The sequence below is a fragment of the Chthoniobacterales bacterium genome (assembly GCA_018883245.1).
GTDB lineage: Bacteria > Verrucomicrobiota > Verrucomicrobiia > Chthoniobacterales > JACTMZ01 > JACTMZ01.
The window spans coordinates 1-16,018 of the sequence record VEQL01000023.1; the positions used below are offsets into that span (position 1 = coordinate 1).

The 16,018-nt window shown below is 62.6% G+C and carries 12 protein-coding genes; 5 read left to right on the top strand and 7 right to left on the bottom strand.

Annotation, left to right across the window (positions count from 1 at the left end):
• Window positions 1–261: 261 nt before the first annotated feature.
• Window positions 262–1,158 carry a deoxyribose-phosphate aldolase gene (gene deoC, locus FGM15_08845; GenBank protein MBU3665963.1) on the top strand — a complete coding sequence of 299 codons (897 nt, stop codon included), beginning with the start codon at window positions 262–264 and terminating at the stop codon, window positions 1,156–1,158.
• The gene (locus tag FGM15_08850; GenBank protein MBU3665964.1) at window positions 1,155–2,690 is read left to right on the top strand and encodes an aldehyde dehydrogenase family protein; all 1,536 of its coding nucleotides are present in this window, start codon (window positions 1,155–1,157) and stop codon (window positions 2,688–2,690) included. Before deoC ends, FGM15_08850 begins: the two co-directional genes overlap by 4 nt.
• A gap of 34 nt (window positions 2,691–2,724) precedes the next feature.
• Here FGM15_08850 and FGM15_08855 read toward each other — a convergent pair whose 3' ends face one another.
• Window positions 2,725–3,285: a diguanylate cyclase gene (locus FGM15_08855; protein ID MBU3665965.1), complete on the bottom strand. Its 561-nt coding sequence runs from the start codon at window positions 3,283–3,285 to the stop codon at window positions 2,725–2,727.
• A 105-nt stretch (window positions 3,286–3,390) separates the two neighbouring features.
• Between FGM15_08855 and FGM15_08860 the strand changes: the two genes are divergently transcribed.
• Together FGM15_08860 and FGM15_08865 are read left to right on the top strand one after the other, a co-directional pair.
• Window positions 3,391–5,877, top strand: coding sequence for a PAS domain S-box protein (locus FGM15_08860; protein MBU3665966.1), 2,487 nt, complete (start codon window positions 3,391–3,393; stop codon window positions 5,875–5,877).
• Window positions 5,874–6,803, top strand: a complete 930-nt coding sequence (locus tag FGM15_08865) for a diguanylate cyclase (protein ID MBU3665967.1) — start codon at window positions 5,874–5,876, stop codon at window positions 6,801–6,803. Before FGM15_08860 ends, FGM15_08865 begins: the two co-directional genes overlap by 4 nt.
• A 37-nt stretch (window positions 6,804–6,840) precedes the next feature.
• Here the strand turns inward: FGM15_08865 and FGM15_08870 are convergent, their stop codons facing one another.
• From FGM15_08870 to FGM15_08895, 6 genes are all read right to left on the bottom strand, one after another.
• The gene (locus FGM15_08870; GenBank protein ID MBU3665968.1) at window positions 6,841–7,734 is read right to left on the bottom strand and encodes a glycoside hydrolase family 16 protein; all 894 of its coding nucleotides are present in this window, start codon (window positions 7,732–7,734) and stop codon (window positions 6,841–6,843) included.
• Window positions 7,637–8,938, bottom strand: a complete 1,302-nt coding sequence (locus FGM15_08875; protein ID MBU3665969.1) for a nucleotide sugar dehydrogenase — start codon at window positions 8,936–8,938, stop codon at window positions 7,637–7,639. Before FGM15_08875 ends, FGM15_08870 begins: the two co-directional genes overlap by 98 nt.
• A complete protein-coding gene (locus FGM15_08880; GenBank protein ID MBU3665970.1) occupies window positions 8,935–10,350 on the bottom strand; it encodes a glycosyltransferase family 2 protein in 1,416 nt (471 codons plus the stop codon). Before FGM15_08880 ends, FGM15_08875 begins: the two co-directional genes overlap by 4 nt.
• Window positions 10,347–11,726 (bottom strand): HEAT repeat domain-containing protein, encoded by a 1,380-nt coding sequence (locus FGM15_08885; GenBank protein MBU3665971.1) that lies wholly within the window; start codon window positions 11,724–11,726, stop codon window positions 10,347–10,349. Before FGM15_08885 ends, FGM15_08880 begins: the two co-directional genes overlap by 4 nt.
• A gap of 574 nt (window positions 11,727–12,300) precedes the next feature.
• The gene (locus FGM15_08890; GenBank protein MBU3665972.1) at window positions 12,301–13,293 is read right to left on the bottom strand and encodes an NAD-dependent epimerase/dehydratase family protein; all 993 of its coding nucleotides are present in this window, start codon (window positions 13,291–13,293) and stop codon (window positions 12,301–12,303) included.
• Between the two features lie 1,313 nt (window positions 13,294–14,606).
• Complete coding sequence (locus FGM15_08895; GenBank protein ID MBU3665973.1) at window positions 14,607–15,314, bottom strand: hypothetical protein; 708 nt, start codon at window positions 15,312–15,314, stop codon at window positions 14,607–14,609.
• Between FGM15_08895 and FGM15_08900 the strand changes: the two genes are divergently transcribed.
• Window positions 15,293–16,012: a fasciclin domain-containing protein gene (locus tag FGM15_08900; GenBank protein ID MBU3665974.1), complete on the top strand. Its 720-nt coding sequence runs from the start codon at window positions 15,293–15,295 to the stop codon at window positions 16,010–16,012. The two genes, FGM15_08895 and FGM15_08900, sit on opposite strands and share 22 nt — an antisense overlap.
• Window positions 16,013–16,018: the final 6 nt, after the last annotated feature.

A 16,018-nucleotide genomic window follows, 5' to 3' on the forward strand; every position in this document is an offset into this window, starting at 1 on the left:
GTTCGAAGCGCTGCTTGCCGGGCATGAAAAGTTCCTCGCCGGCCGGGGAGTGGAGCGCACGACTTTGCAGGCGGTCGATCCCGATTCGGTCCGTGTGTGCGTCGAGCGCGACATGGAATCCCAGATGCAGCACAACCTCCGCGAGGGGCTTCTCCAGCGGGAAGGGGAAGAGCACGGACGCTATTCCTGGCGCGGAATGCTTTTCTTGTGGTTCCAAGTGCTGCGCGATATCTTCCGGTTCTCGTGAGCGCCCTGTTCCCCATGACGCGCCAATCACCGTCCTTCGGGCGGGTCGACCAGATTATGGTCGAAGAACGCGCGGCCACTTTCACCAAACGCAGCATCAAGACCGAATCGAAGCTGCAAGGTCTGCGCATGGTTTTCTCCATGCTCGACCTCACCACGCTGGAGGGGCGCGACACGCCGGGGAAGGTGATGACCATTTGCCACAAAGCCATGCATCCCGCGCCCGACCGCTACAAAGTCGGCCCCGTCGCCGCGGTCTGCGTTTATCCGAACCTCGTTCCGGCGGCCAAAGCTTTCCTCCGCGGCTCGAATGTCAAAGTCGCCGCGGTGGCCACTTATTTTCCGAGCGGACAGTCCTCGATGAAAACCAAACTTGAGGATACGCGCGTCGCGCTCAATGCCGGCGCCGACGAAATCGACATGGTCATCGATCGCGCCGCTTTCCTCCGTGGCGAATATGCCAAGGTCCATGATGAGATCGCCGCAGTGAAACAGCTCTGCGGTGACGTCCACCTCAAGGTCATCCTCGAGACGGGCGAACTCGTCACCTACGACAATGTGCGCGCCGCGAGCATGATTGCCATGCAAGCGGGCGGGGATTTCATCAAGACGTCGACCGGCAAGGTCAGTCCGGCGGCCACGTTGCCTGTCACACTGGTCATGCTTGATGCCATCCGCGAATTTTTCTTCGCCACCGGCGTGCGCATCGGCATGAAGCCGGCCGGCGGAATCCGCACGGCCAAGCAGGCCCTGCAATATCTGGTCATGGTCAACGAAACCCTCGGTGACGACTGGCTCACGCCCGATCTCTTCCGCCTCGGCGCCAGCACGCTGGCCAATGACATCCTTCTCCAGATCGCCAAGTCCGTCGACGGACGCTACCAAAGCGGCGACTACTTCTCCCTGCCATGAGCAAAAAAACGAAGAAACTCGTCACCCGCACGGCGTCCATCACAGCGCCCGCCCACGCCGCACCCGTTCCGGTTCGCGACCGCCATCTGCGCTTCAACGAGCGCTGGAACTACTCGCCCGCGCCCGAAGTTCACACCGACATCACGATCAAGCCGCGTTACGAACTCTTCATTGGCGGCAAATTCGTCAAACCGTCCTCGGGCAAATATTTCCCGTCGATCAATCCGGCCACGGAAAAGCAGCATGCAGAGATCGCCCAAGGCACCGCGGCCGACGTGGACAAGGCGGTCAAGGCCGCGCGCCGGGCGTACGAAAAAACGTGGGGCAAGATGCCCGGACGCGAACGCGGCAAATATCTCTTTCGCATCGCGCGCCTCCTGCAGGAAAAAATCCGCGATCTCGCCGTCCTCGAATCGCTCGACGGCGGCAAAACCATCCGCGAGAGCCGCAACATCGACTTGCCGCTTGTCGCCGCGCACTTCTTCTACCATGCGGGCTGGGCCGACAAGCTCGACTATGCGTTCCCCGGTCGCAAGCCGCGCCCGCTCGGAGTGGCCGGCCAGATCATCCCGTGGAATTTCCCGCTGCTCATGGCCGCATGGAAGCTCGCGCCCGCTCTGGCTTGCGGCAACACCTGTGTGCTCAAACCGGCCGAAACGACATCGGTCACCGCCATGCATCTTGCGGAGATCCTCGCAGAAGCCGATTTGCCCGGGGGCGTGGTGAATATCGTCACCGGTTTCGGCGACACCGGCGCGGCCATCGTCAATCATCCGGACATCGACAAGCTCGCCTTCACAGGCTCGACCGAAGTCGGGAAAATCATCGCCAAGTCCGTGGCCGGAACGCGCAAGAAGCTGACGCTCGAGTTGGGCGGCAAGGCGGCGAACATCATTTGCGAGGACGCGCCCATCGACCAGGCCGTCGAGGGTGTCATTCAGGGGATCTATTTCAACCAAGGCCACGTTTGCTGCGCGGGTTCGCGCTTGTTCGTGCAGGAAAGCATCGTCGAGCCGGTCATCCGCCGCCTGCGCAACCGTCTCGCAACGTTGCGTGTCGGCGATCCGCTCGACAAAAACACCGACATCGGCGCGATCAACAGCCGCGAGCAACTCGGCAGGATCCGCGAGTTGGTCGAGAGCGGACAAAAGGAAGGTGCCGAACTTTACCAGCCGCCGTGCAAACTCCCGTCGAAAGGTTTTTTCTGCGCGCCGGGCTTTTTCACCGGCGTGACCGATTCTCATCGCATCGCGCAGGAAGAGATTTTCGGACCCGTCCTCAGCGTGATGACCTTCCGCACACCGGAAGAAGCGCTGGAGCGTGCGAACAACACATCTTACGGCTTGAGCGCGGGAGTTTGGACCGACAAGGGCAGCAAAGCTTTCAAACTCGCCACGCAGCTGCGTGCCGGGGTGGTTTGGGCCGAGACCTACAACAAGTTCGATCCAGCCAGCCCTTTCGGCGGCTACAAGGAAAGCGGTTTCGGGCGAGAAGGCGGGAAGCAGGGACTTCTTGCCTACCTCAGGACCTGACTCTGCGCCACCACGCGAGGTTTTGCGATAGGTTCTAATCCGTCCGGCGCTTGCGTTCCGGATCCTCCTTTTTGGGAAACAACTCGCGCAAACGGTCAATGAGACCCTTCGGAGCGGGGGCGGTGTTTGTTCCCGCGGCGATCCCGCCCACACACCGGTCCCCGCCGTTGTTGCGCGCAGCTTGGAGGGCGCTTTCCGCCCTGCGCATCAAGTCTGCCGCGGCGCGATGCTCGTCCGGAACAGCCACAGCCAAGCCGACCGAGACGCGGTGCGTGTGATTGTCGTCCGCCGCCCGCATGGCCTCCACGATCTGCTCCCCGACACGCCTTGCGCCGGGCGGGGGCGTATCGGGCAGAATGGCGACGAATTCATCGCTCGAACGGCGCAGCACGATGTCTCTGGACCGCGCGCAGTGGACTTGCAGCGCTCGCTGCAGGATCTGCACTCCGACCTGGGTTTCCGGCGTGTCAAAAGAAACGACGGCCACGGTCAAAGGGCTGCTTTCCGCCGACCCGCGCACCCATGCTTTTTCCAGCGCCTCCGTGATGCGTGCTTTCGCCTCAAGTGCGGATGCAGGCTGCGAGGCGTGATTCATTTGTCCGGTAAGATCGGCCCGATTCGGCGCCTCCGCAAGTTTCCGATTCGGTAATCACGTCTTTTGCAGTTTGCCGGGGCAAGGCACCGCGGCTAGCGTTCACGGATGAAGTCTGCCCCGTTGCCGTCCGATGAATTGGCCCGACAGCGTGCGCTCCAGGATCTGCACCTGCTTGATACGCCTGCGGAGCAGGAATTCGACGACATCACGCTGCTTGCTTCTTTCATCTGCGAGACGCCCATTGCGCTCATTTCGCTCGTGGACAAGGACCGCCAGTGGTTCAAGAGCCGGGTCGGCCTTGATATTCCGGAGACGCCCCGCGACATCGCCCTCTGCGCCCATGCCATTCTCGGCGACGAAATTTTCGAGGTGGTAGACGCCGCGGCCGACGAGCGCTTCAAAGACAATCCAGTTGTCACCGGCGATCTGCACCTGCGTTTCTACGCCGGGGTGCCGCTCAAGACCTTGGACAACCACAACGTGGGCACGCTCTGCGTGATCGACCGCAAGCCGCGCCAACTCACGGATGCGCAGCGCGCCGCCCTCAAGGCCTTGGGGCGGCAGATCATGAGGTTGGTCGAGCTGCGCAAATCGACGCGCTTGCAAGACGAACTCCGCCGCAAGCTCTCGGCCGAGACAGCCCTCACCCGGGCGATCATCGAGAACGCCGGCGCTGCCATCATTTCCACGGATCTCGATTCGACCATCCTCACTTTCAATCCGGCGGCGGAACAAATGCTCGGCTACAGCGCCGACGAGGTTATCGGGAAAGTTTCGCCCGTTTCGTTCCACGACCCTGGTGAAGTTGCTGAACGAGCCGCCGAGCTTTCCGCGCACTACGGCGAGAAGGTCAGCGGCCTCGATGTCTTTCTACGTCCGCTGCGCGACCAAGCGGCGGACACGGTGGAGTGGACGTATATTGCCAAGGACGGACGGCGCATCCCCATACTTCTGACCATGTCGGTGTTGCGGGACGAGGCCGGCCAGCCGTTCGGTTACCTCGGGATCATCCGAGATCTGGGCGAAGCGAAAGCGCGGACCCACAGGTTGGAAGCCGCCGCGCGGTTGGGAGACATTGTCCGTCGCAGCCAGGAATCTTTCATCACGGGCGGGCCCACCAATCAAATGTTCGACCGTCTGCTCACCGACATTCTCGAATACACGCGCAGCGAATACGGGTTCATCGGCGAAGTGCTCTACGACGAGAACGGTGCGCCTTTCCTGAAGACGCATGCCATCACAAACATTGCTTGGAACGAGGCTACGAGAAAGTTGTATGAGGAAAGCAAGGCGACAGGTTTCATTTTCCGCAACCTGCACACGCTTTTCGGCGCGGCCCTGACCACGGGCGAGCCGGTGATCGCGAACCGTCCCGCGACCGACCCGCGGCGCGGCGGCCTTCCCCAAGGCCACCCGGCAATGCACGCCTTTCTCGGTCTGCCCATCCACTACGGCGGCAACCTCGTCGGCTTGGTCGGTGTGGCGAACAGGCCCGGGGGTTACGACGACGAGTTTGTGCGCGAGCTGGCGCCTATGGCGGCTTCCTGCGCGGCGCTCATTCACGCGATGCGGCTCGATGTCGAACGCTCCGCGACGCGTCAGTCGCTGGTCCGCGAACAAGACCGCTTCCGCCTCATTGTCGACACGGCGACCGAGGCCTTCATCGAGGTTGCAGAGGATGGAACGGTCACCGAGTGGAATCAGCACGCGGCGGAAGCGTTTCGCGCCCCGGTCGCCGATGCGGTCGGGCGGCAAATCGACGACCTTGTCATGCTCCGCGGCGAGGACGGGCACGACTCCGGTTTGCGTGACCACGTTCCGACCGAACTCGAGCGGCCCGGCCAGCCGCGCGAGTTCACTTTCCGCTGCGCCGATGGCACGCAATTCCAGGGGGAGCTTGTCATGTGGGCCATGCCCGAGGGCTCGGAACGCCGCTATTGCGCATTCATCCGCGACGTGACCGAGCGCCGGGAACTCGAGAAGCAGCAGCGCTTGCGTTTCGAGTCCGAGACTCTCCTCAAGGAAATCCACCACCGCGTTAAGAACAACATGCAGGTCATTTCGAGTCTGCTCAGCATCCAATCCTCGCAGCTTAAAGATGACCAGCGCGACGTTTTCCTCGAGTGCCGCGAGCGCATAAGAGCCATGTCCCTCATCCATGACCGCCTTTACTCCACGGGCAAGTATGCCGGGATCGACTTCGCCGATTATTTGCGAGAAATGGTCGCGTTGATCACGTCCTCCAACCGTCCGGCCGGTGCCGAGGTGCATGTGGACCTTCAACTGCAGCCGGTGGAGGTTGAATTGGACAAAGCTGTGCCGCTGTCGCTCATCGCAAGCGAGCTTGTCCTCAACTCGTTGAAGCACGCCTTCCGCGACCGTAGCGAGGGCACGTTGACCGTGCGGCTCGGCAACAAGGACGGGACTTGCCGGCTGTTTGTCGGTGACGACGGCCCCGGAATGCAACCGGCGAGCACCGAACGTGCCGGCGTCGGGCTGCAGCTCATCGAGGGTTTGGCCAGGCAGATCAAGGCGCGCCGCGAGGTGTCCGCCGGTCCCGGTCTGGGCACGACGATTCTTTGGGAACAATGAGCACCGGATGCCAGCCCCCATGCCCGCGCATCCTCGTCGTGGAAGACGAGGCCATCACGGCCATGGATCTGGCTGCCGAGCTTCGCAACTTGGGTTACGAGGTGTGCGGCATTGTCGATACGGCGGATGCTGCGGTCGAAGTCGCGGCACGCGAGAAACCGCAGCTCGTGCTCATGGATATCCGCCTCGGGGACGGTGGTGATGGGGTGGACGCGGCACGCCGCATTTACGAAACCAACGACACGGCGCTCATTTTTCTCACCGCGCACTCGGACGATGCCACGCTCGCTCGCGCACTTTCCGTTTCCCCATACGGCTACATCGTCAAGCCTTTCCACGCTCGCGAACTTAAAGTCGCAGTCGAAGTCGCCCTTTCGAAACACGCCCAAGAGCGGGCCGAAACGGAGAAGATATCGGAGCTGGTCCTTACGGATCCGCTGACCGGACTGGCTAATCGCCGGCGTTTCGACCAGGCGCTGGCCTCCGAGTGGGACCGCGCAATGCGCGAGCAACATGCGCTCGCCGTTCTGATGATCGACATCGATCACTTCAAAAAATTCAACGACAGCCGCGGTCACGCTGCCGGCGACGAATGTCTCAAGTCCGTGGCGCGCGCTCTTCGCGAACGCTGCGTTCGTGCCGGGGATCTCGTTTGCCGGTGGGGAGGGGAGGAGTTTGCGGTCATTCTGCCCGGGACCGACCAGGCTGGCGCCATCCATGTTGCGCGCGAATTGGTTGCAGCCGTCCGGTCGCTTGGCATCGAACACGGCAGTCCCGGCGCTGCATCGCACGTCACCATCTCGGCGGGTGCGTGCTCCGCTTTGGCCTCGGGCGGCGATACCGCGGAGAGATTGGTGGAGCGGGCCGATGCCGCGCTTTATGCGGCCAAACAAGCCGGACGCGATCGCGCGCTCGAAGCGGCCTGATCCGCGCCGCTGTGCCTCTGCGCGGTTTGGGCCCTGCTCAAGGACTTGCGGGAGCGCCCGATACCGGTTCGATGCAAATCCAATCCACAAGCATCGTCTGGGAGTCGTCCCAATCCGCCTGTCCGGCCCACGGCATCTGGCGCATGCCGAAGATCACTTCCGCAGGGTGGTCGGGAACGACGTCGTCGATTGTCTGCTGCAGCACCCCGTCGACGTAGAAACGCACGGCCTCGGGCTTCCATTCGATGGTGTAAATATGGAAGCGCCCGTCGCGGTGGGAAACGCGGCGCCCGTCGGCGTCGGTGACCGGCATGCGTATGGTGTGCTTCGGGTTCAGGTCGGTCCCGCTCGCGTTGGCCCACGTGTTGAGGCGGATATCGGTCCATCCTCCCACGGTGCCGGTGGGATGCCCGGCTTCCGCGCCTTCGGTGTCATCGGCCACCATCTCGATGTCGATCTCGTCCACTTCGGGTTCTTCGCGGTAGGTGAAAAGAATGCACGCCACCCCGGGAATCGCCGTGTTTTTTGCGCGCATGCTGATGCGGTGGTTGCTGCGGACCGGTCCGAACGAAAGCGTCTGGAAGGGCCATGCGGTGAAGTTGCACGGGCGTTTTTTGAGAAATTCCCTCTCGGCGGTCAGGTAAGCGAAGCCGTCGCCGGGGATGAGATCATTCCATCCGGAAACCGGCGACAGGTCCGCTTGGTATCGCCATGTCATCGCCGGGGTTCCATCCGGCTTTCCGTGCTCGTCGAAGTCCTCGAAGTATTCCTCCGCGCGAGAATGTGCGGGCATGGAAAGGCATAGCGCGAATGCAGCGCGGACGACCAGCGTTTCAAGCCGCGACCACGCGCGCCTTCTTGTCCTTGGGCACGACATTGCATGCATCGACGATGAGGGGGACGGTTCCCGCAAGTTTGGCGTAATCGACATCGCGATGTGCGGTGCAGACGACGGCGGCGTCGAATCCGCGCAGTTCGTGTTCGCTCCATGGTATCGAATGGCGTCCCGCCCAATGGTTGTGACCGGGAGCGATGCGCGGCACATGGGGATCGTAATATTGCACATCGGCGCCTTTGCCGCGGAGGAGGTCCATGATCGCGTAGGCCGGCGATTCGCGGTCGTCGGAAACGCCCGGCTTGTAGGCCACCCCGAGCACCAGGACACGGGTGCCGCGGAGCGAGCGGCCCGCCGCGTTCATCGCTTCGAGCAGATGGTTGACGACGTAGTAGGGCATCGAGCGGTTGATTTGCCCCGCCAGTTCGATGAAGCGTGTGTCGGTGTTGTATTCGCGCACCTTCCACGTGAGGTAATAAGGGTCGATAGGGATGCAATGTCCGCCGACGCCCGGCCCGGGGTAGAAAGGCATGTAGCCGAAGGGTTTGGTCTTGGCGGCTTCAATCACCTCCCAAATGTCGATGCCCATGAGGCCGAAGATGCGCTTGAGTTCGTTGACAAGTGCGATGTTGGCGAAGCGGAAAATATTCTCCGTGAGCTTGACCGCCTCGGCCGTATCGCAGTTGCTCACCGGGATCATTTGCTTCACGACGCGACCGTAAAGCTCGAGACCGCGTTCGAGGCAGGCCGGGGTCAGGCCGCCGATCACTTTGGGCATGTCGCCCAGCACGCTTTTGCTGTTGCCCGGATCTTCCCGCTCGGGGGAAAACACGAGGGCAAAATCCCGTCCGGCTTCGAGGCCGGAGGCCTTCTCCAAAACGGCGCGGAGTTCCTCGCGCGTGGTGCCGGGGTAGGTGCTGGATTCGAGCGAAACGAGCATGCCTTTGCGCAAGTGCGGGCCGATCTCGCCGCCGGCGGCAAGGATATGCGAAAGGTCCGGGTCCTGATGTTTCCGCAGGGGCGTCGGGACGCAGATGATGACGGCCTGCGATTCGCTCAAGCGCGTGTTGTCTCCGGTGAACTCGAGGTGTCCGTCCGCCGCGGCCCTGGCGATTCTTTCCGAGGCGAGGTGCGTCAGGGGGGAGTGGCCCTGCTGAAGTTCAAGGACGCGCCCCGCATCCGAGTCGAGTCCCAGTGTGCGGCAACCCGCGCGGGCAAAAGCGAGCGCGAGGGGGATTCCCACGTAGCCGAGTCCCACCACGGCGACTTCGTAGCGGGCGTTTTCCGGCTTGGGGATCATGCGGGTCTCGTCTGCGGTGTGATGCGTTTCATCTGCGCGCCAAGGTCCCGGCGGCGCAGGAAAATGTATTCGATCGTTCCGAGCACGGAGTTCACCAGTCGGAATTGGTGGAAGCCGAGATTGTCGAGGAAGATCGCGGCGATCATCTTCCAGAAATCCTTCCACGAAGCCGCGCGCAGGCGCGTGGTTTCGGTGATGAGCACCGCGAGCAGCGTGAGGAAAATGCCGGTGATGTAGGCGAGGAAAAAGAAGATGGCGACTTCCTTCAACGTGGCCAGACCGGCGACAAGAAGAGTGATCGCCAGGATGTAAGCGGCGATTTCCACGACGGGGGCGAGCGCCTCGAAAACGATGAAGAAAGGCATGCCGAAGAGGCCGGTCATCCCGTAGCGGGGGTTCAGGATCATCCTCCAGTTGCGGAAGAGCGCCTGCAATGTGCCGCGCTGCCAGCGGTTGCGCTGCGACGCGTAGAGCAGATATTGCTCAGGCACCTCCGTGTAGGAAACCGCATCCGGGGCGTAGGCCAAACGTTGCTGCTGCTTGTTGCGCCGGTCGTAAATGTGGCGGTTTATCCGGATGGCAAACTCGATGTCATCGGTGATCGCCTTGGGCCAAGGGCCTCCGACCGCCTCGTAAACCTGCCTTTTGATGAGAAGCAGCGCACCGGAAATGCACAGCATGCTCTGCAGCCGGCTCAAGCCCGTGCGCGCCCACTGGAAGCTGCGCGCGTATTCGACTTCCTGGTTCAATCCGAGGAGCGTCTGCGGCAGCCCGCGCCCGACGATGACGCCGTTTTCCAGGGTGAGACCGTTGGACGGACGGACGACTCCGGCCGAAGCGGAAAGGCGCGAATCGACAAGGAACGGTCGCGCCATGTGCAGCAAGCCGTCCGGTTCTATGACGCAGTCCGCGTCGATGATGCACAGCAGCGGGTAGCGCGTCATGGGAACGGCCGCGTTGATGGCGTCGGCGCGCCGGCCGTTCTCCTTGGCGACCACAACCAGATTGGGATGTTCGGCCGACTCGTAAACGCCGAGAATCCGCTCGGTCGGGATCCGCTTCGATCCGTATTTGTCCACGCGGTGCATCGTAAAGCGGCGCACCAGCGCCTCCACCGTCCCGTCGGTCGATCCGTCGTCCACCACGACCACCTCGTGTTGCGGATAGTTGAGCTTGAGGGCGTTTTCCACCGTGTTGACGATGATCGACTCCTCGTTGTGCGCGGGTATGACAATGGAGACCGGCATCGACAGCTCCGATTTCGCGATGCGTTCGAATTCCGCGAAGGTGATCGCGCGTCCGTAGCGACGTATCTGCGCGGCCCCGAGCAGCACGAGCACTAGGTAGATCGCGTGCAGCGCGATGAAGTAGATGAAAATGATCCAGATCAGGGTATGGATGAAGCACATCATGGCCGGGCCTCCTTGGTTTCAAGAACGCGCTGCTCCTCGAGCATTTGACGGCTGATGTCGCGGGCGTAGCGGTCGGTTGATTTGTTCATGGCGTCGCGCAGGGCGTCGAGTCCGTGGTCGCCGAGCGAATGGAGGGCCGAGGCCGCGGAGTAACGGACCCACCACGCCCCGTCGGCCAGAGCCGCGGTGAGCGCGGGGATGCATTGCGAGGCCCGCAGTTTGCCGAGTGCCTGCACCACCATGTTGCGGACTTCCCAGGACGGGTCGTTGGCAAGGGCGGCGATGTCCGGGATGACTGTGCGGTCGCCGAGCAGTCCCAGTGTCCTCACCGCATTGAGGCGCACGCGGAATTCCGGACTCTTGAGTAGCGAGGCCACGGGGCCGACGGCCTCGCGGGCGCGCAGCATCCCGAGGACCCGCACCGCGGTATTGAGGACACTGTCGGAATATTTTTCCCCGTTGCCGCGCAAAATTTCGAGCAAGGCGCCCGCTGTCTCCGGACCGAAGTCGCGCACGATCTCGGCGACGCGCCGCTGGTTCATTTCGCCCGGCACATCGAAGGCCAGAAGCACCGGTTCGACGTGTGCGGGGTCACCGAGGCCGGCGAGGGAGCGCGCGGCGGCGAACCGCACGGCAAGAACATCGTCGTGCAGGGCGTCCAGCAGCGCGGGTGCCACGCTCTTGTCCCCGAAGTATCCGAGGCGTTCGGCGGCCCGCAGGCGGATCTCCCAGCGGCGGTGCGTGAGTGCGGCTTTCTCCGATTCCAGCTGCGGCAGTCCCGCGAACAACGGGTGAAGACGCGTGCGATCCCTGGGTTCGAGGCGGTCGGAGAGTTCCATCAGAAGCGCGAGAGCTTCCTCCGGATCCTTGCGCATTTGTGCCGCGGCCTCGTCCTTGGCCGTGCGGCCTGCGAGGTAACTGGTGACCACGGGTTCCGAAATGTGGCGGAAGCGGGACGCGTGTTTGATTTTTCTGCCCGCCCCGAGCCTGACGGCGACGATGGCAAGCAGGGCGGCAATGCTCAGTGCGGCGAGCACGAGCGCGACGCGCAGGGCGATTTCGAGGAATGTTGGACCTAGAATTTCCATACGGCTCCTATCGTCGGGACCCATTGCTGGTAGAGCTGGCCCGTGTTGTTTTCCTTCAGGCGGTAGATGTATTGCGTGCCGGCGATGATGCTGAAGTCCTTGGTGATCGGCTGCTGGTAAAAGAGCGTGCCTATGTAGGCGTTCGAAAGGCTCGGGTCGGCCGTTCCGAAATCGATGTCGGGGTCGGTGCCGTAGGCGAAGCCGACCGTGAGTTTTCCGCCGCCGGGCATGTTCGCGATATTCAGCGACCCGCCGTAGTAGTTGTATTGGTTTTCGCCGAACCCCCATCCGTGCGCGTAACGGAACGTGAGCCAGATATCGTCGTTGAAATAATAGGTCAGCCCCGGACGGATCTGCTCGAGGGACCCGGTCCCGAGAGGCGCGACGCTCGAGAAGTTGTATTGCGTGTAATCGAAGAGCGCGACGAGGCGCGGCGCGATCCAGTATTCGAAGCCGCCATTGTAAATCTGGTTGGGAGCGAACTGCGGGTCGGGGCAAAAAGACAGCTTGGTGTGCAGTTCGAGGTATTTCACGGGATACCAGGAAGCGAGGCCGCTGTAGAGGATGTCCGTGCCCGAAGGCGGGCGCTGCATGATGTCGATCTCCGCACCGACCATGAACTGCGGGTTGTGCTGGTAGAAGATCTGGATCAGTTCCTCCTGCCAGGCCGACCGGTCGTTGTTGAACGGCCCGTAGCTATACATCGGCACGATGGTCCAGTGCTTGAACGGTTCGGCGGGTTCTTCGACTTCCGTCCGCTGCTGACGGATGAGGTCCTGGTCTGTCGGGCGTTCGATCTCCGCGGCATGCAGCGCGTGCAGGAACAGCGCGGCGATCGGGATGATGGTGATATGGCGTGGGTTCATGAAAGTCGTTCCTCCGAAGCCGGCTGGTTGCGGTTGCGCGCGATCAAGTCGTCCACCGTCTTTTCCAAAGACCATTTCGGGTGGAATCCCGTGAGGCTTTCGAGTTTTTCCTCCACCGGGCGTCGCTGGGTGATGTGTTCGAAGTGCTCCCCGTAGGCACGGTCGAACGGAATGAATTCGATCTTGGAGCTGCTGCCCGCGCGTTCGATCACCATTTCTGCCAGATCGAGAATGCTGATCTCACGCGTGTTGCCCACGTTGACCGGCTCTCCCCAGTCGGCCGGATTTCCCGCGAGCATGTCGAGCGCGGCGACCGTGTCCCGCACGTCGCAGAACGACCGGGTTTGCGTCCCGTCGCCGAAAACCGTCAACGGTTTGCCGGCCAGCGCCTGCTTGACGAAGCGCGGGAGAACAAAGCCGTAGTTTCCCGTCTGGCGCGGGCCGACGGCGTTGAACAGGCGCGCTATGACAACCGGCAATTCGTGCTGCCGGCGGTAGGCGCGGGCCTGCACTTCGTTCATCAGTTTTCCCAGGGCATACCCGGTGAGTCCTCCCTTGTGCGGCACGAAGACAAGCTCCGCGTCTTCCCGAAGCTCCGTGGTTTGGCAATGGCCGTAAACCGACGAACTCGACGCGATGACAGTTTGCGGTTTGTGGCCGGCCCTTGCGGCGGCCCGCAGCAGGCGCTCCGTGCCGCAGACGTTCACTTCGGTGACGCGAACCGGCTCTTTGAGAACGCGGAACATGCCGACCACGGCGGCCATGTGGTAAATGCGGTCGGCCGCCGCGACTTCTTTGTCCAGGTCGGGCCAAGTCAGGATGTCGGCTTGCGCGAAGCGATAGCGCGCGTTGTCCCGGAAAATGGCGACATTTGCTTCGCTGCCCGTGGTCAAGTCATCGACGACCGAAACGCTGTCGCCGCGGCCGAGATGAAATTCCGCAACATGCGAACCGATGAATCCCGCACCTCCTGTGACGAGAATATTCATGGGTTGCCCCCGTTCCTTGGCGCCCGCTTCGTCGAAGTATCAAGCTCCGAATAGGCGGTTTGTTTGGCGCTGTTTGCTCTCATTTGTCCGGTGGTATTTGAGCAGCCCGGTGCCGCCGTGTGTATGGGGTCAATGCCCCAGGTGCGGCGTCTTCTGGGGTCTTTTGCCGGGAGGCTTACACCCGATATCGGCATGACGCGTGGCTCCGCACCGTGTGCCCGTGAAAAATCACGGACTTGCAGCATGTGTGGCTGCGGCTTGGGCGCTCGCTCTGTTCCTGACGCCGGCGCGATCGCAGACCGTTTACCTCTGGACCGGCGGCTCGGGAGGCAGCGGTGACGCTTGGAGAAACGGCAACCACTGGTCGCCAGCCGCGCCCGCCTCCGGACCCGGCGCGGCAGCTATCGCGGCCTTCGCTACAAACGGCTCAGCCTCCGTCATCGGCATCAACCTCAACGACGGGCGCGGCAACACCCAGGAAATAGGATGCATCGAGTTGCTCTCGGGGCCCGACCGCATCATCAACAACAGTTCGGTCAGTGCGGGCGGAATGCTCATGCTCAACGGCACCGGAGGAAAATTGCTCGTCAATGCCGGCGAGACCAGCACGTTGGCGTTGTCCGACGGTCCGAGCCGGACGATGAGTGTGCACTTTGCCACAGCTGGTGAGGTGAATGTTGTGCATGCCGGAGCGCGTGTTCTCCTCTCCACAAAGCTCGACGGGACGAACGGTTTTACCAAAACCGGGCGCGGCATGTTCGAATTGTCGGCGTCCAACGCGATCGGAGGGCCGGTTGTCGTCGCGGGAGGAGCGCTGCTTCTGGCATCAGCCAACGGTCCGGCACTTGGTTCCGCTTCGAGTGTGCGCATCGATGCAGGCGCGGAGCTTCGTCTCGGCGCTTCGGATCAACTCGGCAACGGCACCGGCCTTATCCTCAACGGCGGAACTTTTCTCGCGGGGACCGCCACGGCCGGCTTTGCGGAGACGCTGGGAACACTCACTCTCAGTGCAAGCTCCACGATCGATCTCGGTGCCGGCTTCGCGCAGCGTTCCTTGAGCTTCGCGGACAGCTCGGCCATCGCCTGGGAGGAGGGAGCGGTGCTGACAATCACAAATTGGCGCGGGGTTGCCGGCGACGAGGGAAGCGCGGCGCGATTGCTCTTCGGCGCGGGCGGGCTCAGCACCGCGCAGCTCGCGCAGATTCGTTTTGCCGACCAAGGGGTCACGGGGGCTGTGTTGACAGGGCCCGACGGCGCCCTGACTCCCATTCCCGAAGCGCCGGTGCGCTCCGGCGCCCTCGCGCTGCTGGCGTTCATCGCCTGGCGGGAGAGGAGGCGTATCGCCAACCTCCTGCGCTGGCGAACTTCTCCCCGTGCATCCGGCCGGAATTCCCGGTCAGGAGATTGCCGCTGGGGTCGCGTGCCGAGCGGTAGGATCCGAAATCCGGCCAGATGAAATGCCAGCCCCAAGTCCGCTCGAGACCGCTGGCGCGGTCGATGATGTTGTCCCAGTTGTTCAACACCCACCAATCATTGCCTTCGGGAACAGCGAGCACCGTGTGGCGCCATGTCTGCCCCTGCAGTCTGATCAGCGCGGTCGCACAGAAAAGCCGGGTCTGGTCGATGCCTCTTTTCACGAGGCGGTGTTTTTTGGTCAGCGCGTAATCTTCGCAGTCGCCGTATCGTTTGCGGGGCATTCCGAACACTGCGGGCTTGCGGACGTCGGGCTCGGTCACCTGACGGTCCCAGATGCCGTAGTTGTCCAGGTCGGTGAGATAAACAATGTCCTCGTTCACTTCGCGGTTCACCTTGCGCACGAGCGTGCGTTCTTCCGGCGTCAATCGCGGGAAGACCGTCCGCTGCAGGTGGGCCATTTGCCGGTGATTGACCCCGCCGCTGTATTGCACGTTGTGCGCGTCGCGCGGCGCGCGGTAAGGCGCAACGACTGCGTTGTCCGCGGGCGAGGCGCAACCCGCGACGAGCATCGCGGCCAGCGCCCATGGAAGCAGATGGCTTTTCATTGCCACCACGATTTCCGCAACACGCCGCGGATCCCATGGGGCGTAGTCCGCAAACGCGGTGTGCGAGCGTTCCGATCATGCGGCGTATGCAGGAGAGAAGGCTCATGCCCCGGGGAAACACCCCATGGTTCCGCATGGAACGCCGGATCAAAGTGGCGCCATCAAACCGAACCACTGCCATGAAACACTTCATCATCACCATCGTGTGCATCGTGTGCGCCGCCTTCGGAATTCTCGCCCTTGCGGAACTGACCACGGCACAGGGGGAAATGCCGCCCGCACCGCCGGCGGGACCGGACCTCGCGGAGCGCGTCAGGGCCGACCGCAACCTGACCACGTTTTCGTCCGCGTTGCGTGCCGCGGACCTCGAGCCGCTGCTGAAGTCCCGGGGCCCGTTCACCGTTTTCGCTCCGGACAATGCAGCCTTCGCAAAACTGCCGGCAGGTGCGCTGGAGGATCTGCTCAAGCCGGAGAACAAGAAGAAGTTGGCGCGCACGATAAAGCTTCACCTGCTCGGAGGAAAACATCCGGCTTCGAATTTCAAGGCCGGCAAATACCGGACCGAGGAGGGCGGCAAGGTCCGGATCTCCTCGGACAAAGGGGTTGTTTGCTACGGCGATGCGAAGGTCATCGCCGCGGATATCGATGCTTCCAACGGCGTGCTTCACGTCATCGACACCGTGATCGTGCCGGACTGATTGTGC